Origin of the sequence: Roseateles sp. (assembly GCF_047654805.1) — a bacterium.
In the GTDB taxonomy this organism is placed as follows: Bacteria; Pseudomonadota; Gammaproteobacteria; order Burkholderiales; family Burkholderiaceae_C; genus Pelomonas.
The window spans coordinates 2,264,869-2,283,401 of sequence record NZ_JASGIV010000001.1 but is presented as its reverse complement, the minus strand read 5'-3'; the positions used below and the strand labels follow the sequence as shown (position 1 = coordinate 2,283,401).

Below are 18,533 nucleotides of genomic sequence, written 5' to 3'. Positions count from 1 at the left end.
TGCGGCCAGGCGGCGGGCCTGGCGGTCAGAAGGCGGGGGGAAGGCGAATGAGAGCGGCTGGGCGCCGCTTCAAATTCGGTCGCGCGTGGTCTGGCGGCGCTGAGCGGCGTGGGTGGCCAGGAAGGCGCGTGCTGCCTCGGTATCGGCGGCAATCGCGGCCGTCAGCGCGTCCAGCCCGTCGTAGCGGGCTTCGTCGCGGAGTTTGTGCAGCAGTTCCACGCGGGCGATTTTACCGTAGCCCCCTTCCGGATCCAGCGGCCACTGCAGGCAGTGGACTTCGAGCAGGACCCGGCCGGCCTCCTCCACGGTGGGGCGTCGGCCCAGGCTGGCCACGCCAGGCAGCGGTTCGGGTGTCAGGCCGTGGACAAGCACTGCGAAGATACCTTCGGCGGCGGGCTTGTCATGCGTGAAGCGCAGGTTCAGGGTCCGGAAGCCGTTGGCAGCGCCAGCGTGCGTCTCGCCGAGCTGGCGCCCGAGCTTGCGACCATGCGTGACGTGGCCCGAGATGGCGTAGGGCCGGCCCAGCAGCGCCGCAGCCGCGACCATGTCGCCCGCGGCCAGCGCCTCGCGCACGGCAGAGCTGCTGACGCGCAGGCCATGCACTTCGTAGCTCATCATGCGGGCGACGTCGAAGCCGCGGGCCTGGCCGGCGGCGTCCAGCGTCGCGTAGTCGCCCTGGCGCTTGGCGCCGAAACGGAAGTCGTCGCCGACCAGCACGTAGCGTACGCCCAGCCCTTCGATGAGGACCTCGCGGATGAAGTCCTGCGCCGGCAGCGAAGCCAGCCTTTCATCGAAGGGGAGGATGACGACCTGATCGATGCCGCAGCGCTCCAGCTCGACCAGCTTGTCGCGCAGCGTCGCGATGCGGGCCGGCGCCAGCTCGGGCTTGCCGGCCTTTGCGGCGAAAAAGTCGCGCGGATGCGGCTCGAAGGTCAGCACGCAGGTCGGCAGGCCGCGATGCCGGGCCTCGGATTGCAGCAGCGCCAGCATGGCCTGGTGGCCCCGGTGGACACCGTCGAAGTTGCCGATGGTCAGCGCACAGGCGGGCGCAATGCCGGGATGGTGAAAACCTCTGAAGACTCGCATGGGCGAGATTGTCAGGCCCAGACTTCGGAAGGACTCGCGACCCAGCGCCATTCACCCGGCTTGAGATCCGCCGGCAGGCTCAGCGCGCCGAACTGCGGTCGGTGCAGTGCCTCGACGCGGTTGCCGACGGCCGCGACCATGCGCTTGACCTGGTGGTACTTGCCCTCCAGCAGCGTCAGGCGCAGCAGTGTCTCGTCGGCGATCTCGGCGGCTTCGGCCTTGCTGATCTCGGGCGGGCGCTGGAACTTGCCCTGCGGCTCGCGCCGCAGCTTGTCTTCCGGCTCCTTGAGCTCGACCCCGGCCAGCAACTGCTCGGCCATGGCAGGCGTCAACGGGTGCTTGCAACGCGCCTCGTAGACCTTGGGTACATGGTGCTTGGGCGAGGTCAGCCGGTGGATCAGAGCGCCGTCGTCGGTCAACAGCAGCAGGCCGGTCGTGTCTTCGTCCAGCCGGCCTATGGGCTGCACGCCGCGTTCGCGCAGTGGCGCGGGCAGCAGGCTCATCACGCTGGGATGGTGTTTGGGCTTTTGCGAGCACTCGTAGCCCGCTGGCTTGTTCAGCAGGATGAGTGCCTTGTCGAAGCAGGGCCATTCCTGGCCGCCGACGGTGAAGCGCAGGCCCTGGGTGTCGAATTCGGCATCGGGGTCGTCGACGACATTGCCGTCGATGGAGACCTCGCCGTTCCAGACCAGCCCGGCACACAGCCTGCGCGTTCCGAAGCCCTGGCTGAAGAGAATCTGCGAGAGCCGCTGTTTCAAGGCTTGGCCTGGTCTTTCATCGGTTGAACGGTGCCGCAGTCACTGCCCAGCCAACGGCCTTCGCCGCTGACCTTGGTGGTCTCGGTCTTGCCCTGGCGCTGGTGGCGCACGGTGACGTCGTTGGTGAATCCCTCGTTGCCGCGCAGCGTGACGACGGCGTCACCCTCGGAGGCCGGGTCGGTGCAGACAAAATGGGTCTGGATGGTGCTGCCGCTGCGCTTGACGTCCTGGGAGCAGTTGCCGTGGTGGGTCATGGGCGCCATGTTGCGTTCCGCCTGCTCCTTGGTGATGCAGGTCTTGATGGTGATGGCGCCGCCGGACATGCTGACGTTGACACCCCGCTGCGCCATCATCTTTTCCATCATCTGCCGCTGCTCGGCAGGCATGTTTTCCATGGCTTTTTGCGCCTGCTCCATCTGCGCCTTGCGCGCCGGGTCGAGCTGGGGCGTTTGCTTGAACTCCCACAGTCCGGGTTTCATGGTCTGGGCATGGGCGGCGCCGGCCAGAAGGCCGGCAAGCGCCAGGGCAGGGGCGAGCTTCATGGGGTGACCTCCAAGGTCAGGCGAACACCCCTGCAGTGTCCTGCATCCGCGCGCTGACTTCACCGAGGTGATGCATCGTGTCACCCCATTGCATTTCCATGACGGTCAGCCGCTTGAAGTAGTGGCTGCCGGCGTATTCGTCGGTGACACCGATGCCGCCGTGCAACTGTGTGCACTGCTGGCCGACGAAGCGCATGGCGCTGCCGAGCTGTACCTTGGCCTGCGATACGGCGCGGCGCCGCACGGCCGCCGCATCGCCCAATCGCAGCGTGGCGTAGTAACTCATCGAGCGGGCCAGTTCGAGCTGCATCTTCACGTCGGCCGTGCGGTGCCGCAGGGCCTGGAAGCTGGCGATGGGCACGCCGAACTGCTTGCGAGTGTTCAGGTACTCGGCGGTCAGCGCGAGGTACTTCTCCATGACTCCGACGGCCTCGGCGGCCTGGGCCGCGATGCCGATGTCCGCCGCCAGCTCCAGAAGGGGCAGGCCCTGGTCCGGTCCGGCGATGAGCTGGGCGGGGGTGTTGTCGAGGTGGACCTCGGCGGCGCGTGAGCCGTCGTAGAGCGAGTAGGGCCGCGTATGCACCCCGACCGCCGAGCGCTCGACGAGGTAGAGGGCAATGCCATCGGGGGCGTCGTCGGCGCCGGACGCACGGGCCGGCACGATGAAGGCATCGGCCACGTCGCCGGCCGGGACCAGGCTCTTCACGCCGGTCAGCTTGCCGTCGACGACGCGCGTGACCACCCGGTTCAGTCGGTAGCGCGACCTGGGTTCCTGATGGGCCAGCACGACCAGGGCCTCGCCGCCGGCAATGCGCGGCAGCCAGGCCGCCTGCAAATCGTCGGGAGCCTTGCCCAGCAGCGCAGGGGCGATCAGTGCGCCCTGGGCCACCGGCTCGAGGACGAGCCCGCGACCAAGCTCTTCCATGACCACCATGGCCTCGACGGCGCCAAAGCCGAGGCCGCCGTGGGCCTCAGGCACGGCCAGCGCGGTCAGGCCCAGGCCGGCCAGGCCTTCCCACGCGCTGCGGTCGAAGCCACCGGCACGCTCGATCTGCGTGCGGCGCTCGAAGCCGTAGTCCTTGTCGATGAAGCGGTGCACGGCGTCGCGCAGCGCTTGCTGGTCTTCGCTGAAATCGAAATCCATTCTGTTTGCCTCCCTGTCAGCCGAGCACGGTTTGCGCGACGATGTTGCGTTGCACTTCGTTCGAGCCGCCGTAGATCGTCGTCTTGCGGACGTTCAGGTAGTTGCCGGTCAGCGGGATGGCATGGTCGGCCCCGCCGATCCAGGCACCACCCAGCCACTGGTCGCCTTGCCAGCCGGCCTCCATGGCCTCGTGGACATGAGGCAGGGCCAGCGGGCCGCCGGCGAGCATCATCAGCTCGGTGTAGCGCTGCTGCAGCTCGCTGCCGCGGATCTTGAGCAGGCCGGCCACGTCCAGCGGCTGTTTGCCGGTGCGCTCGCCGGACAGCACGCGCAGCACCATCATCTCCAGCGCCACGACGTCGACCTCGCACAGCGCGATTTGATCGCGGAAGCGGGCATCGTCCATCAGGCCCTCGGCCCTGGCGATGCGCTTGAGCCGCTCCAGCTCGCGCTTTGCGCGATTCACGTCGGCGATGTTGGTGCGCTCGTGGGAGAGCAGGTGCTTGGCATAGGTCCAGCCCTTGTTCTCTTCGCCGATGAGGTTCTCGGCCGGCACTTCGACGTTGTCGAACCAGACCTCGTTCACCTCGTGCTCGCCGTCCAGCATGATGATGGGCTTGACGCTGACACCGGGCGACTTCATGTCGATCAGCAGGAAGCTGATGCCAGTCTGCGGCTTGCCCTCGGATGACGTGCGCACCAGGCAGAAGATCCAGTCGCCGTACTGGCCCAGCGTGGTCCAGGTCTTCTGGCCGTTGACGATGTACTTGTCGCCCTGGCGTTCGGCGCGGCACTTCAGCGAGGCCAGGTCGGAACCCGAGCCGGGTTCGCTGTAGCCCTGACTCCACCAGACCTCCCCGCTCATGATGCCCGGCAAGAAGCGCTGCTGCTGCTCCGGTGTGCCGAAGGCCATGATGACTGGCGCCACCATCACCGGCCCGAACGGCACGATCCGTGGCGCGCAGGCGAGGGCGCATTCCTCCTCGAACAAATGGCGCTGCACGGCGTTCCAGCCCGGGCCGCCGAACTGCTTGGGCCAGGCCCAGCCGTGCCAGCCCTTGGCGCCCAGGATCTTCGCCCAGCGCTGCAGATCGTCCTTGTTCAGGCGCAGCGCATTGCGCACCTTGTGCGCAATGTCGGATGGCAGGTTGGCACGCACCCAGTCGCGTACCTCGGCGCGGAAGGCCAGTTCCGCCTCGGTGAAGTTGAGGTCCATGTCTCGCTGTGTTGTCGTGATGGGAATGCCGGGCTTTTTAGCACGGTCGTTCGCATCCTGGCTGTCCGGCCAGGGACAGGTCGGCGAGCTCGGGGCCTGAAGCAAAAAGGCACTCCGAAGAGTGCCTTTCGAGGTGGGGCGCGAAGCGGATCAGGCAGCGGTCTTGGACTGGCGACGGCGCAAGCCGGCCACGCCGATCAGCGCAACGCTGGCAAGTGCCAGGGTGGCCGGTTCGGGCACCTTGGTGGTCGTGCCGCCGCAGACCCCATTGGAATTGATGGTGCTCGTGCACTTCGTGCCGGCTGCGGCGAACAGCTTGAAGTAGTCGTCGCTGTTGGTCAGCGAACCGCGGTTCTCGGTGCCGGAGCTTTGCGTAAAGCCGCTGTTGTAGGCCGTGATCAACCACCAGCTGGACGTCTTGCCTTCGCTGTTGACCAGGTTGTAGGGATTGGACGTGTCCTTGATCATGTCGCCGTAGTTGCCCACCAGCTCCCAGCCGTCCATCGTGCCGGCAACGGTGCCAGCCAGCGTCGGGGCGGTGGTGCCGGTCCAGCGGAAGACGGAAATGTCGACCGTCACGTCGCTGGTCTTGGTGCCCTTGGCGCAGGAGCCGCTGCCGGTGACAGTGCCGATCACGGCGCCGCCGCTGACGCAGCCGTATTCAGCCGTGCCGGTGGTGGCGGTGAAACCCAGGCCGATGCTGGTCAGCACGGTCGAGGCACTGAAGCTCAGCAGCACGCCTTCGGTGTTCTGGTTGTTGTCCAGCGCGTGGTAGGGCGATCCGTTGTCCGAGCCCGAGTACATGCCCTGGCCGTTGCCCGCCCATTGCGTCAAGGCTCCAGAAGTCCACTTGCCCGTGAGCTTGTTGTTGGTCGTCGCATTGCCGACGTAGAAACCCGACATCTTGACGGTGTAGGGGTTCTGGGCCGTGGCGGCGCTGTCGTTGATCGTCGCGGTCGGCGTGGTGTCCAGGCTCCAGTAGGCCTGAGCAGCGCCGCTCCAGGCCAGGCCAGCGGCGAGCGCGATAAGGGCGGTCAGGCGGATGGAGCGGACTTTCATTTGTTTTCCTTGGTGGACGCCAAGCCGGCGGTCAATCTCGAGTGAACCTTAAGCAGATTCAGTGCCAATCGGAAAAATTCCTTGCCGTTCAAGCGTTTGCTGAATTGCCACGCTTGGCTTGATAAAAATTGTAAGAACAACCGACGCCGGTGGAAGGGGCCCGAACCCCTCAGTTGAGGGTGGATAGCAGCTTCCTGGCCTCGGCGGCCGAGGCGAAATTCACATTCGCCCGCAAAGCTGCGTTGAGCTCGTCCCGGGCCTCGCTCTTGCGCCCGGCCTTGGCCAGTACCGCGGCGAGGTGATAGCGGATCTCGGGGACGTCCGGTGCACGCAGGCGCGCCTCGCGGAGCAGTTGCAGTGCCCGGTCGCCATTGCCGGCCAGGTGGTTGGCCCAGCCTGCCGTGTCCATCAGCATGGGATTGCGCGTGTCGACCTTGTAGGCCCGCTCAGCCATGGCCACGGCGCCCGGGTCCTTGGTCACCATCAGCACGTTGGCGAGGTTGTTCAGCGTCTCGGCGTGATTGGGGCGCTGCTTCAGGATCGCCTCGTACTGCACTCGGGCGGCCGCGAAGTCGCGGCCGCGCAGGTTTTGCTCGGCGACGGCGCTGCGCACAGCCAGGTCGCCGGGGTTGCGCTTGAGCCAGGCCTCGCCGAGGTCGGTGGCTGCCTTGGGGCCGCTGTGGCTGCCGACCACTTGCATTAGCCTCGTGAGGCTGGCCTGGGATTTGTCGATGTCGTGCGCCTTGCGCAGCGCGTCGATGGCTGCAGGGGCCTGGTTGCGGTAGAGCGCGACGTCGGCCAGCAGGTTGTAGCCGATGGCCGACTTTGGCGCCACCTGGATGACCTGCTTGGCGCGTTGCTCGGCCTTGGCGGCATCGCCCTGGGCCAGGTCGATGCTGGACTGCATGGCCATGGCCGGCATGAAGTCGGGGCTGCCATTGAGGGCTTTCTCCAAGCTGTAGGAGGCGCCGCTGTAGTCCTTGATGCCGACTTGCTGGCGGGCGACTTCAAGCAGCCGGGACGCATCGAACGCGGCGCGGCGGGCTGCCTGGGTCAATGTCGACTTGGCGCCGGCCGGATCCCCGTTGGCTGCCTGGGCGCTGGCATAGGCCTGCAAGGCCTCGACGTCTTCCGGCAGCTTGGCCAGCAGGATCTTGGCGGCTTCGATGGCGCGGGCCGGCTGACCCTTGCGCACCTGCCAGGCGACGAGGGCGAAGTTGGCCCGGGTTTCTCGAGGGCCGGCAGCATCGGCGGCGCTTTCAAGCCATTTCAGTGCCTCGTCGTCCTTGCCCTGGCGCTCGTGCAGCAGGGCCAGTTCGAACAGTACGTCGGTGTTGCGCTCGTCGCCCTTCAGGATCTGGCGCAGCCGCTTGTTGGCGGCGTCGTAGTTGCCGGCCGCGGTATCGATGCGCACCAGGCCGAGGTGGGCCTCCGTCAGCTTGGGATCGAGCTTGAGGGCCTTTTCGTAGCCGGCGCGGCCGCCAGCAGCGTCGCCGGCCTGGGCCTTGGCATAGGCCTGGACCATGAGCACGGTGGCGTTGTTCGGGTTTGATCGGGCCAGCGTGTCGGCCACGGCGAGCGCCTTGGACACCTGGCCTTCGCGCAGGTACACGGTGATCAGCGCCAGGCCGGCATGGGTCTGCTTGGGATCGGCCTTGTAGGCCTTGGCCAGTTCGTCGGTGGCCGGTGCGACCTTGCCGCTCTGCAGCAGCGACAGGCCCAGGGCCGTTCGGTATTCGGGGGCGTCCTTGGCCCGGAGCGCCTCCTGCATCAGCGCGACGGCGCGCGAGTGCCGGCCCTGGCTCATGTGCGTCGACGCCAGCATCAGCAGGGCCTGACCATCGCCTGGTCGGGCCTTCACGTAGGCGTCAAGCAGTTCGACGGCGCGGTTGACGTTGGGCTCGTTCAGCGCGATCTGGGCCAGCAGCTTGACCAGCGGGCTGCCCGGGCCTTGCTGGCGCGCCGCGAGCTCGAGAAAGGGCTTGGCCTTCTCCTGCTCGCCCAGGCCGTAGTGCGCCAGGCCGTTGAGCATCAGCAACTGGGTGCGGTAGCGGATGTACTCGATCGGGACGGGGTCCAGCAGATCGGTGACCCGCTTCAGCGCTGCGCGGGCCGTGGGCTTGTCGTTGGCGCGCTCGGCCAGCACGGCGCGCAGATAGGCGCCGCGCGGATCGTTGGGCTTGAGGGTCTGCAGCTCGTTGATCTCGGCCAGCGCCTCGGCATCGCGGCTCAGGTCGACCAGCAGGCCGGCGCGCGCGAGGTGAGACTCTGCATGCTTGGGCTGAGCCTTGAGCGCGCGCTCGTATGTGGCCAGGGCCAGGGCGATCTGGCCGTTGGCGTGGTGGATGGAGGCCTTCTGGTAGAGCGCCTCGGCGTCGTCGGGAGCCAGCCTCAGTGCCTGGTCAGCGGCGGCATGCGCCTCGACGAACTGGCGGTTGCGCACGCGCAGGGGCACCTCGGCGAGCCAGGCGTTGACCTCGCTGGAATTGATGGCGCGAGCGTCCATCACGCTGGCCAGTGCTGCCTTGGTGTCGCCCATGTCGGACTGGGCCAGTGCACGCTCCAGCGTCAGTTGCTGCCGGATGCCGGGCGGCAGGCCGGCCGGCTGCAGTCGCGGGTCCTCCAGCACCTGTGGCTGCTTGCCCTGGGCGTTCAGGGTCATGGCCAGGGCGACGGCGACCTCCGCACGGTCGACGCCCAGGCGGATGGCCTCGCCGAGTTCGAACTCCGCAGCTGCCGGCTCGCTGTTCGCCAGCAGCGCCTTACCTAGCAGCACGTGTACAGGCAGCTGGTTCTTGTCGGCCTGCAGCGCGTTCTTGAGCTGGATGATGGCGCCGGAAATGTCGTGCTTCTCGTAGCGCTGCAGCGCATCTTCATAGAAGCGCGAGGCCTTGGCGGCGTCCTGGGCCAGGGCCGCTGGCGTGCCGGCGGTCAGCAGGGCGGCCAGCAGGCCGGTGAGCAGGGCGGTATGAGATGTCATCGATGGGGCCGGCGAAGGAGGGCGCCGGATTCTTGCAGAAGCCCCCTCGATGCGATCAGTAGCGCAGCTCCAGAGTCATGACGTCGTTCTCGCGCCGCATCTGGAATCGGTTCAGGAAGCTGTTGCCGAGCAGGACGTGGCTCATGATGCCGGGGATGACGATGGCTTCGACGTTGCGAACCTCGACGTCGCCAACCCGCACGCTGGCGAGCTGGAGCTGGTAGGCCGGTACGACGCCATTGGCGGTCTGCGTGACGACGCGCTTGCCGTACATGTAGCGCAGGCCGAGTTTTTCGGCCTCGATCTGGCTGATGGCCACGCTGGTGGCGCCCGTGTCGACGAGAAAATGGGTGACCTGGCCGTTGATCGTGCCAATGCTCGTGAAGTGGCCGCCGTGACCCATGGGCATGACGATCTGGCGCTGCGGCGGCACGGCGGTCTGCGCGACGACGCGGCCGGGCGCGGCACCCAGGGTCAGCGTTTGGCGCCGGTCTCCGTATTCGACGACGGCACGGCCGTCCTCCAGCGAAACCAGCTTCACGCCCGCGACCGTGGCGCCGACACCGACGGTGCGGGGCTCTCCGTCGATGATCAGCAGGGCTGCCCGTTCGCCCAGCGTGCCGTTGAGCTGGACCTGATCGGGCGTCTGCGCCTGGGCCATGGCCAGGAGGCCTGCCAGCAGCAGTGGCGTCAGGCGCCGCATGCTCAGTCGCGGAAGTTGTTGTAGGTCAGCGGCGTGTCGGCGAAGCTCTTCTTCAGGTGGGCAATGGCTGCCTGCAGGTCGTCACGGTTCTTGCCGGTCACGCGCACCGCGTCGCCCTGGATGCTGGCCTGGACCTTGAGCTTGCTGTCCTTCAGCGAGGTCACGATCTTCTTGGCGAGGGTGGCCTCGATGCCTTCCTTGATCTTGTAGACCTGGCGCACCTTGTCGCCCCCCAGCTTGTCGACCTTTTCGGCCTTGTCGAGGAAGCTGATGACGACGTCCTGCTTGGTCAGCTTGCCGTAGAGAACGGCCTCGATCTGCTCCAGCTGGAATTCGCTGTCGCCGGTGGCATGGATTTCCTTGTCCTTGAGCTCGACCTTGGCGCCCGTGCCCTTGAAGTCAAAGCGGGTGCCGATCTCCTTGATGCTGTTGTCCACGCCGTTGCGGATCTTGACGTGGTCGGGTTCGAGAACGGTGTCGAAGCTGGGCATATGCGGTCCGGGGAAGGTGTCTGCGAAAATTTTGCCGCTTGCGCGTCGCGCAAGCCATCCAAAAGTGTCCCATGTCCGCCGCCTCCCCGACCCCCTCGAACGAAGTCCCCGGCCTCCAGATCGAGACCGACGTCAATCTCAAGCCCTACAACAGCTTCGCCCTGCCGGCCGTCGCGCGTCGCCTGGTGCGTATCCGCGAGGCGGCCGACGTGCGCCGTGTCGTGGACCATCCCGACCTAGGCCGCGCGCCCAAGTTCGTGCTCGGCGGCGGCAGCAACCTGGTGCTGACCAAGGACCTGGATGCCGTGGTGCTGAAGGTTGAGATCCCCGGCATCCGGCTGCTGGAGGCGCGGGAGGACGCCTGGATCGTCGAGGCCGGCGCCGGTGTCGTGTGGCATGAGCTCGTCAGCTGGACGATGGATCACGGCTATCCCGGGCTGGAGAACATGGCCCTGATTCCGGGCACCGTCGGAGCCGCGCCGGTGCAGAACATCGGTGCCTATGGCATCGAGGTCAAGGACAGGCTGGAGGCGGTCGAGGTCATGGATCTCGTCACCGGCCGGCCGGCGCTACTGCCGGCCGAGGTGTGCCGCTTCGGCTACCGCGACAGCGTCTTCAAACACAGCGACTTCGGCGGCCTGGCGGGCAAGAGCGTCATCACGCGGGTGCGCCTGCGCCTGCCCAGGCCCTGGCAGCCGGTCCTCGGCTACCTCGAGATCGAGCGCAAGATGGCCGAGACCGGCATCGCGGCACCGGATGCCCGCCAGATCTATGACTGGATCTGCGCTGTGCGCCGCGCCAAGCTGCCCGATCCGGCCGTCATCGGCAACGCCGGCAGCTTCTTCAAGAACCCGGTGGTCACCGCCGAGCAATGCCGCGACATCATTGGCCGTGACCCCGGCATCGTTCACTATCCCATGCCGGACGGAAGCGTGAAGTTGGCCGCCGGGTGGATGATCGATGCCTGCGGCTGGAAGGGAAAGACGGTGGGCGGAGCCGCGGTCTACGAGAAGCAGGCCCTGGTGCTGGTCAACAAGGCGGACGCGCGCGGCGCCGAAGTCGTCACGCTGGCACGAGCCATCCAGGAAAGCGTCTATGGGCGTTTCGGTATCCGGCTGGAGCCGGAACCGGTGGTGATCTGACGATCGATGGCGCACGCTGCTGGCTCAAGCCCGTGGCGGGCGCCGGGTGTCGTCGCACCCCACGGCGCGGATTCACAGCCAGCTCAGCAGGCGCTGGATCCACTGGGGCAGCGGGCGACCGGGGACGTAGTTCTGGCGGTATTGGCTGTGCATGGCAGGCTCCTGGAGGAATACTGTTGATTTATACAGTATCCATCCAGGCGCCGTACAGCGCAGCCGTGTTTCTACTTACTCGATCTGCGGCAGACCGCCACCCGACAGCAGGCCTACGCCGGTGTAGATGCCCAGCTTGCCCCGGGTGTCACTGATGTCCAGGTTGCGCATGGTCAGCTGGCCGATGCGATCGGCCGGGCTGAACGGGGCGTCCTCCACCTTTTCCATGCTCAGGCGCTCGGGCGCGTAGGTCAGGTTGGGGCTGCGTGTGTCCAGCAGCGAGTAGTCGTTGCCGCGGCGCAGTTCGATGGCGACCTCGCCCGTAACGGCGCGGGCGATCCAGCGCTGTGCGGCTTCGCGCAGCATGATGGCCTGCGGGTCGAACCAGCGGCCCTGGTACAGCAGGCGGCCCAGCTTCATGCCGTTGATGCGGTACTGCTCGATGGTGTCCTCGTTGTGAATGCCGGTCACGAGGCGCTCGTAGGCGATGTGCAGCAGCGCCAAGCCCGGAGCCTCGTAGATGCCGCGGCTCTTGGCCTCGATGATGCGGTTCTCGATCTGGTCGCTCATGCCCAGGCCATGGCGGCCGCCGATCTTGTTGGCCTCGGCCAACAGGGCCACCGGGTCGCGGAACTCGACGCCGTTCAGCGCAACGGGCACGCCTTCCTCGAAGCGCACGGTGACTTCCTCGGCCTTGATGGCCACGTCGTCGCGCCAGAACGCCACGCCCATGATGGGGTTGACGATGCGGATGCCGCTGTTCAGGTGCTCCAGGTCCTTGGCCTCATGGGTGGCGCCCAGCATGTTGGAGTCGGTCGAGTAGGCCTTCTCGGCGCTCATCTTGTAGGCGAAGCCCTTGGCCGTCATGAAGGCCGACATCTCGGCACGGCCGCCCAGTTCGTCGATGAAGGTCTGGTCCAGCCACGGCTTGTAGATCTTCAGCGCCGGGTTGGTCAGCAGGCCGTAGCGGTAGAAGCGTTCGATATCGTTGCCCTTGAACGTCGAGCCGTCGCCCCAGATGTTGACGCCGTCGGCCTGCATCGCGGCGACCAGCATCGTGCCGGTGACGGCGCGGCCGATGGGTGTCGTGTTGAAGTAGGTCACGCCGGCGGTGCTGATGTGGAATGCACCGGCCTGCAAGGCGGCGATGCCTTCGGCGACCAGCTGTGCCCGGCAATCCACCAGCACGGCTTTCTCGGCGCCGTACAGCATGGCCTTGCGCGGGATCTCGTCGTAGTCGGGCTCGTCGGGCTGGCCCAGGTTGGCCGTGTAGGCATAGGGCAGGGCACCCTTGAGCTTCATCCAGTGCAGGGCCGCGGAGGTATCGAGGCCGCCGGAGAAGGCGATGCCGACCTTCTGGCCGACGGGAACGGATTGCAGGATCGTGGACATGGTGATGGTCTCAGGCGACGAGGTTTTGCCACTCGGGGTGGCGCTGGATGTAGAGATGGACGTAGCTGCAAGCCGGCACGACTTTGAGTCCCTGCTCGCGTGCCCATTGCAGGCCGGAATTGACGAGCAGCCCGGCCAAGCCTTGACCCTGGTAGGCGGGTGGCACGCCGGTGTGGGTGAAGACAACGCGGTCGCCGCTCAGTTGGTAGTCCAGCACGCTGGCGGGCGTGGTCGGCAGCGTGAAGCGCTGGTGCTCCGGTTCGTGCCGCGGTGTCATGCGGTGGCGGCCTTCAACGCGACAGGGTGGATCTCGACCGACGCGTTCGCGGTCGACACGTAGATGCTGCCGTCCTGGATGCTGATCTGCAGCTGCATGCTGCGTTCGGCAAGGGCGGCCAGGGCTTGCGATTGGTCAGCGGGGATCTGCCAGACCGTCAGCTTGGGCGCCCGGGTCAGCTTGCTCTCGAGGTTGCGCCACCAGACCTCAGTGCTCGAGGCATAGCTGTAGACGCTGACCCGCTCGCTGCGGCCATGGGCCTTCATCAGGCGGCGGTCGTCGGGCTGGCCGAGGTCGATCCAGTGCACGACGTCGCCCGTCAGGTCGAGCTGCCAGAGATCGGGCTCGTCGACATCGGACAGGCCTTTGGTGAACTCCAGTCGGCCACGCAGCTCGTCGGCTGGCACGTTCAGTGCGAACGCGAGCACGCGGATCATCAGCCTCTCCTCGGTCTCGCTCGGGTGGCAGGCGAGAGTGAGGTTGTGGTCGCCGTAGACATGGCGGTCCATGTCGGCGATCTGGAGCTGGGCTTTGTAGATGGTGGCTTTGAGCGCCATGGGCAGGAGGTAACCAAGAGCAGCCCGCGATTATCGCGGTGAAGCCCGTGGCATGATTCCGCCTCCCGTTTGGAACCTTCGCAACCCGAGTTGCGCCCTCGACATGAAACGCATCCTTCTCCCGCTGGCCCTGGTCATTGCTGTCTCCGCCCAGGCACAGATCACTACCAACACCAAGGCCAAGGTCGACCCGAAGAACAACAAGGTCAGCAACCCGGTCGTGGAGAAACCCAAGGTCAAGCTGATGACGCGCGACGAACTGCGCTCGTGCCTTGACCAACAGGAAAACAACAGCAAGGAAGCCGAGTCCATCAAGGCCGAGCAGAACGCCTACAAGGCCGGCGCCGAGCAACTCAAGGCCGAGAAGGCGACCCTGGAAGCCGGCGAAGCCGCACTGGCCAAGCGGGTCACCGAAGTGAAGGAGGAGCGCGAGGCCATCCTGAAGGCCCACGAGACGCTGACTGCCGAGGCGCCCAAGCTGTCCAAGGAAGACCTCAAGGCCCGCAACGAGGCCTACCAGGCCCGTGCCGCAGCCTTCGGTCCGATGGTCGATGCCGTGAAGGCCTCCGACGCCGAGCAGGGCGTCAAGCGCAAGGCCTTCAGCGAGAAGGTCGATGCGCTGGAGGCACAGTTCAAGGGCATCGAGGATCGCACCGAGAAGCACTTCGACGCCAACGACAAGTGGAAGGCCGAGTGCCAGAACAAGGCCTACGACGAGAACGACGAGAAGGCCGTCCGCAAGGAAAGGGCCGCCGCCGCGGGCAAGTGATCCGCGACGCGCACTGACGATCGTTGACGGGCCGCCTCCGGCAGGAAGCGGCCCTTCTTGTTTTTCCCCACCAGGATCCCCCAGGAGGCCTCCGCATGAGCAACCCGCTGCTGAAGGACTGGGCCGGCCCACACGGCTTGCCGCCCTTCGCCGACATCGCCCCGGCGCATTTCCAACCCGCCTTCGATGCTGCCCTTGCCGAGCATCGCGCCGAGATCGACGCCATCGCCAGTCAGGCCGAGGCGCCGAGCTTCGCCAACACCCTGGCTGCCTTCGATGCGAGCGGCCGCCGGCTGACCCGGCTGGAACACCTCTTCTACACGCTGGCCGCCTCGGCCACATCGCCCGAACTGCAGGCCGCGCAGCGTGCATTGGCCGCACCCTTGGCCGAGCACGGCAGCGCCGTGTACATGCATCAGGGCCTGTTCGCGCGCATCGAGGCGCTGTTCGAGCGGCGTGGGCAACTGGATCTCGCGCCTGAACAGCGCCGGTTGCTGGAGCGTGTGCACCTGGATTTCCTGCGTGCCGGTGCCCGCCTTGCACCCGATGCCAGGGTGCGCTACGCCGCTGTCATGGCCCGGCTGGCCGAGCTGAACACCAGCTTTGCCCAGAACGTGCTGGCGGCCGAGAACAGTTACCAGCTGCGCCTGACCAGCGAGGCTGAGCTGGCGGGCCTGCCTGGCTTCGTGCGCGCCGCCGCCCGGCAGGCGGCCATCGATCGTGGCCTGGGCGATCTGGACGACGGAACCATCCACGTCATCACGCTTTCCCGCTCACTGATCGTGCCCTTCCTGAGCTTCAGCGCGCGGCGCGACCTGCGCGAGCAGGCTTGGCGTGCCTGGGTGGGCCGGGGCGATGCCACTGGCGAGACCGACAACCGCGAGATCTGCCGCGAGATCCTCGAGCTGCGCGCTGAAGCAGCCCGGCTGCATGGCCATTCCTGCTACGCCGACTATGCGCTGGAAGACACGATGGCGCGCAGCCAGGGCGCCGTCATGGGTCTGCTGCAGCGCGTCTGGGACCCCGCGCTCGCGGCCCAGGCCCGTGAGCGCGAGGCCGTGAAGGGCGCGATGGCCGCCGCGGGCGCCACGCACCCGCTGGAAGCCTGGGACTGGCGCTTCTACGCCGAGCAGGCCCGTCGCGCCCGCTTCGAGCTGGACGAGGGCGAGGTCAAGCCGTATTTCTCGCTGGACCGCATGGTGGCCGCCATGTTTGACTGCGCCAGTCGCCTGTTCGGCCTGCAGTTCAAGGCCCGGCCGGATATCCAGGGCTACCACGCCGACGTGCGCGCCTATGAAGTCTTCGACGCCGACGGCAGCCTGCGCGGGCTGTTCCTGCAGGACAACTTCGCACGCCCGCCCAAGCGCAGCGGCGCCTGGATGAACCCGCTGCGCAACCAGTGCCGCTCCCTGGCGGCGACGCCCATCATCCTGAACAACAACAATTTCGCGCGTGGCGCTGCGGGTGAACCGACCCTGCTGAGCTTCGACGACGTGCGCACGCTGTTCCATGAATTCGGCCACGGCCTGCATGGCCTGCTGTCCAGCGTCGAGCACGAGCGCCTGGCCGGCACACAGGTGCTGCGTGACTTCGTGGAGCTGCCGTCGCAGCTCTACGAGCACTGGATGGCCGAGCCACAGGTGCTGAAGAAGTTCGCCCGCCACTGGCAGACCGACGAGCCGCTGCCTGACGCACTGCTGGCCAAGCTGCAGGCTGCGCGCCAGTTCGGCCAGGGTTACGAGACACTGCGCTACACCGCCAGCGCAATCGTCGACATGGCGGCGCATGCGCTGCCGGCGGCGCCAGCCGATGTGGTCGCCTTCGAGCGCGACACGCTGGCGCAATGGGGGCTGCCGGCCGAGGTCGGCCTCAACCACCGCCTGACTCACTTCCAGCACCTGTTCAGCAGTGCCGGCTATGCGGCGGGCTACTACGTCTACCTGTGGGCGGAGGTGCTGGACTGTGATGCCTTCGACGCCTTCGTCGAGGCTGGCGACGTCTTCGACCCGGCCGTGGCGGCGCGGCTGCGCGAGTGCATCCTGTCGGCCGGAAACAGCGTGGAGCCAGGCCAGGCCTTCCGTGCCTTCCGCGGACGTGACCCGGTCGTCGAGCCCATGCTGAAGGACCGCGGCTTGCTGCCGGCCTGATCCCGGTGTCGCAGCCGCCGCGTCAGCGCGGCGGCGCCACTCCCGCCAGATGCATGCCGCTGTCCAGCAGCAGCAGTTCCCCCGTCACCGTCCTGGCGCCGTCGACCAGCCAGGCAATGGCTTCGGCGACGTCCTCGGGCGAGCAGGCGCGCTGCAGCGGCACGCCAGCCTCGTAGGCCTGGAGGCCCTTTTCGTAGCCCTCCTGCCCGACACCGCGCACGAACCAGCGCGAGGTGATCAGGCCCGGGCATACCGCGTTGACGCGTACGGCCGGCGCCAGGGCACGGGCCAGGTGCAGCGTCATCGCATTGATGGCGCCCTTGGAGGCGATGTAGGGCATGGACGCCCCCACGCCCAGTGCGCCGGCCACGGACGACACGTTGACGATGCAGCCTCGTGCCGCCTTGAGGGGTGCCATGCAGGCCCGCACCATCTGGAAGCTGCCCAGCGCGTTGACGCCCAGAATGTGCTGGAAGGTCTCGGCGTCCAGCGCGTCCCACTCGGCCGCCTTGCCGAAGACGGAAATGCCGGCGCTGTTGACGAGGGCGTCCAGGCGCCCCCATCGCTCGAGGGCGGCCTGAGCGAGCGCACGGCAGTCGGCGTCCTGCGAGACGTCGCCCTGCATCACCTGCGCGTCGGCTCCCACCTCGCGGCAGGCCGCCGCGCTGGCCTGTGCCTCGTCCGCACTGCGCGAGTAGTTGACGAGCAGGTCGTACCCCTTGCGCGCCAGCAGCAGTGCGGTCGCGGCGCCGACGCCAGTGCCGCCGCCGGTGATCAGCGCGACCTTGCGTTCCGTCGTCATGTGCGTTCCCCGAGGAGTGTGGCAGGCCCAGTCTAGGGCCTGCGGGCCGAGGCGGCGCGCCTAGCGTTCCGGCCGACGCCAGAGCCAGACGGCGACCACCAGCATCACTGCCGGCACGCCGACCTTGGCCGCCGAGTGCAGGGGCGACAGCAGCAGCACGATGGCGCTGGCCGTCATCATGAGGGTGGCCAGCCATTTGGCGCGGCGCGGCACGGCGCCGTGTTCCCGCCAGGCCTGAATGCTGGGGCCAAAGCGCGGATGATGGAGCAGCCAGAGCTCGAGTGCCGGCCAGCCCTTGCCGGCGGCCCAGGCGGCCAGCAGCAGGAAGGGCACCGTGGGCAGCACCGGCAGCACCACACCGACCAGCGCCAGCGCGAGGCTCAGCAGCGCAAGCGCCTGCCAGAGCAGCCGGCGCATGACTACTTCAGGCCGCCAGAGAGGAACTGCTGCAGACGCTCGCACTGCGGGCGCAGCAGCATCTCCTTGGGGTTGCCTTGCTCCTCCACCTTGCCCTGATGCAGGAAGAGGCAGTGATTGGATACCTCCCGGGCAAAGCCCATCTCGTGGGTCACGACGATCATCGTGCGGCCCTCGGCAGCGAGGTCCCGCATGACCTTGAGTACCTCGCCGACCAGTTCCGGGTCCAGCGCCGACGTGGGCTCGTCGAAGAGCATGACCTCCGGGTCCACCGCCAGCGCACGGGCAATGGCCACGCGCTGCTGCTCGCCGCCCGACAGCTGGGCCGGGTAGACGTCGGCGCGGTGGGCCACGCCCACCCGAGCCAGCAGCGCCCGCGCGCGCTCGATGGCCTCGGCCTTGGGTTTGCCCAATACGTGCACCGGGGCCTCGATGACGTTCTCCAGCACCGTCATGTGGGCCCAGAGGTTGAAGTTCTGGAACACCATCGCCAGCCGTGCGCGCCAGCGCTGCAACTGCTTCGCATCGACGGCCTTGAGGCTGCCGTCGCGGTCGCGAGCGAGCTTGAGGTTCTCGCCGCCCAGGCTGAGCTGGCCCTCGTGCGGCTGTTCCAGCAGATTGAGGCAGCGCAGGAAAGTGCTCTTTCCCGAGCCCGAGGAGCCGATCAGCGTGACGACGTCGCCACGGCGGGCGCTCAGCGAGATGCCCTTGAGCACCTCACGCTCGCCGAAACGCTTGTGGATGTCGGTGGCCTGGAGTTGGATCGTCATGTCAGTTCTAGTTTGCGGGCCGACTCCAGCCCCCAAGCTGACCCGCGCTGGCGATGCCCTCGGCCGGATGCGACGAACAAAAGCGTCCGTCCTGGGGGGGCGAGCGGGCATGCCCGTCTTGAGCGGGG

18 protein-coding genes are annotated in these 18,533 nt (G+C 67.3%); 3 read left to right on the top strand and 15 right to left on the bottom strand.

Annotated features, from left to right (window positions below):
- Nucleotides 1–69: 69 nt before the first annotated feature.
- The 9 genes from QM732_RS10090 to QM732_RS10050 form a co-directional block, all read right to left on the bottom strand.
- Complete coding sequence (locus QM732_RS10090) at nt 70–1,086, bottom strand: bifunctional riboflavin kinase/FAD synthetase (RefSeq protein ID WP_415656029.1); 1,017 nt, start codon at nt 1,084–1,086, stop codon at nt 70–72.
- Nucleotides 1,087–1,097: 11 nt separating this feature from the next.
- On the bottom strand, nt 1,098–1,844 hold the full coding sequence (locus QM732_RS10085) for a pseudouridine synthase (RefSeq protein WP_415656028.1): 747 nt from the start codon (nt 1,842–1,844) through the stop codon (nt 1,098–1,100).
- Entirely contained in the window at nt 1,841–2,386 is a 546-nt protein-coding gene (locus QM732_RS10080) for a DUF3617 domain-containing protein (RefSeq protein ID WP_415656027.1), read from the bottom strand. Before QM732_RS10080 ends, QM732_RS10085 begins: the two co-directional genes overlap by 4 nt.
- Nucleotides 2,387–2,402: 16 nt before the next feature.
- Nucleotides 2,403–3,530 (bottom strand): acyl-CoA dehydrogenase family protein, encoded by a 1,128-nt coding sequence (locus tag QM732_RS10075; protein WP_415656026.1) that lies wholly within the window; start codon nt 3,528–3,530, stop codon nt 2,403–2,405.
- A gap of 16 nt (nt 3,531–3,546) precedes the next feature.
- Complete coding sequence (locus tag QM732_RS10070) at nt 3,547–4,746, bottom strand: acyl-CoA dehydrogenase family protein (protein ID WP_415656025.1); 1,200 nt, start codon at nt 4,744–4,746, stop codon at nt 3,547–3,549.
- A 150-nt stretch (nt 4,747–4,896) separates the two neighbouring features.
- The gene (locus QM732_RS10065) at nt 4,897–5,805 is read right to left on the bottom strand and encodes a PEP-CTERM sorting domain-containing protein (protein ID WP_415656024.1); all 909 of its coding nucleotides are present in this window, start codon (nt 5,803–5,805) and stop codon (nt 4,897–4,899) included.
- A gap of 169 nt (nt 5,806–5,974) precedes the next feature.
- Nucleotides 5,975–8,785: an XrtA/PEP-CTERM system TPR-repeat protein PrsT gene (prsT, locus tag QM732_RS10060; protein ID WP_415656023.1), complete on the bottom strand. Its 2,811-nt coding sequence runs from the start codon at nt 8,783–8,785 to the stop codon at nt 5,975–5,977.
- 55 nt (nt 8,786–8,840) lie between these two features.
- Nucleotides 8,841–9,488 carry a TIGR02281 family clan AA aspartic protease gene (locus QM732_RS10055; protein WP_415656022.1) on the bottom strand — a complete coding sequence of 216 codons (648 nt, stop codon included), beginning with the start codon at nt 9,486–9,488 and terminating at the stop codon, nt 8,841–8,843.
- A 2-nt stretch (nt 9,489–9,490) separates the two neighbouring features.
- Nucleotides 9,491–9,979, bottom strand: a complete 489-nt coding sequence (locus tag QM732_RS10050; protein ID WP_415656021.1) for a YajQ family cyclic di-GMP-binding protein — start codon at nt 9,977–9,979, stop codon at nt 9,491–9,493.
- 71 nt (nt 9,980–10,050) lie between these two features.
- Between QM732_RS10050 and murB the strand changes: the two genes are divergently transcribed.
- Complete coding sequence (gene murB / locus QM732_RS10045) at nt 10,051–11,121, top strand: UDP-N-acetylmuramate dehydrogenase (RefSeq protein ID WP_415656020.1); 1,071 nt, start codon at nt 10,051–10,053, stop codon at nt 11,119–11,121.
- 228 nt (nt 11,122–11,349) lie between these two features.
- On the opposite strand, the gene argG is transcribed toward murB, so the two are convergent.
- Genes argG through QM732_RS10030 form a run of 3 tightly spaced genes read right to left on the bottom strand, consistent with a single transcriptional unit; the run spans nt 11,350 to nt 13,500 of the window.
- On the bottom strand, nt 11,350–12,666 hold the full coding sequence (argG, locus tag QM732_RS10040) for an argininosuccinate synthase (RefSeq protein WP_415656019.1): 1,317 nt from the start codon (nt 12,664–12,666) through the stop codon (nt 11,350–11,352).
- Between the two features lie 10 nt (nt 12,667–12,676).
- Entirely contained in the window at nt 12,677–12,943 is a 267-nt protein-coding gene (locus QM732_RS10035) for a GNAT family N-acetyltransferase (RefSeq protein WP_415656018.1), read from the bottom strand.
- A complete protein-coding gene (locus QM732_RS10030; protein ID WP_415656017.1) occupies nt 12,940–13,500 on the bottom strand; it encodes a YaeQ family protein in 561 nt (186 codons plus the stop codon). The genes QM732_RS10035 and QM732_RS10030 overlap by 4 nt, the downstream gene beginning before the upstream one ends.
- Before the next feature lie 103 nt (nt 13,501–13,603).
- Between QM732_RS10030 and QM732_RS10025 the strand changes: the two genes are divergently transcribed.
- Both QM732_RS10025 and QM732_RS10020 read left to right on the top strand, forming a co-directional pair.
- Complete coding sequence (locus QM732_RS10025) at nt 13,604–14,269, top strand: hypothetical protein (protein ID WP_415656016.1); 666 nt, start codon at nt 13,604–13,606, stop codon at nt 14,267–14,269.
- A gap of 95 nt (nt 14,270–14,364) precedes the next feature.
- The gene (locus QM732_RS10020; RefSeq protein WP_415656015.1) at nt 14,365–16,416 is read left to right on the top strand and encodes a M3 family metallopeptidase; all 2,052 of its coding nucleotides are present in this window, start codon (nt 14,365–14,367) and stop codon (nt 16,414–16,416) included.
- 22 nt (nt 16,417–16,438) lie between these two features.
- On the opposite strand, the gene QM732_RS10015 is transcribed toward QM732_RS10020, so the two are convergent.
- Genes QM732_RS10015 through QM732_RS10005 form a run of 3 tightly spaced genes read right to left on the bottom strand, consistent with a single transcriptional unit; the run spans nt 16,439 to nt 18,405 of the window.
- Nucleotides 16,439–17,218, bottom strand: a complete 780-nt coding sequence (locus tag QM732_RS10015; RefSeq protein WP_415656014.1) for an SDR family NAD(P)-dependent oxidoreductase — start codon at nt 17,216–17,218, stop codon at nt 16,439–16,441.
- Nucleotides 17,219–17,278: 60 nt separating this feature from the next.
- Nucleotides 17,279–17,635, bottom strand: a complete 357-nt coding sequence (locus tag QM732_RS10010; protein WP_415656013.1) for a YbaN family protein — start codon at nt 17,633–17,635, stop codon at nt 17,279–17,281.
- A 2-nt stretch (nt 17,636–17,637) separates the two neighbouring features.
- Nucleotides 17,638–18,405, bottom strand: coding sequence for an ABC transporter ATP-binding protein (locus QM732_RS10005; RefSeq protein WP_415656012.1), 768 nt, complete (start codon nt 18,403–18,405; stop codon nt 17,638–17,640).
- Between the last annotated feature and the right edge of the window lie 128 nt (nt 18,406–18,533).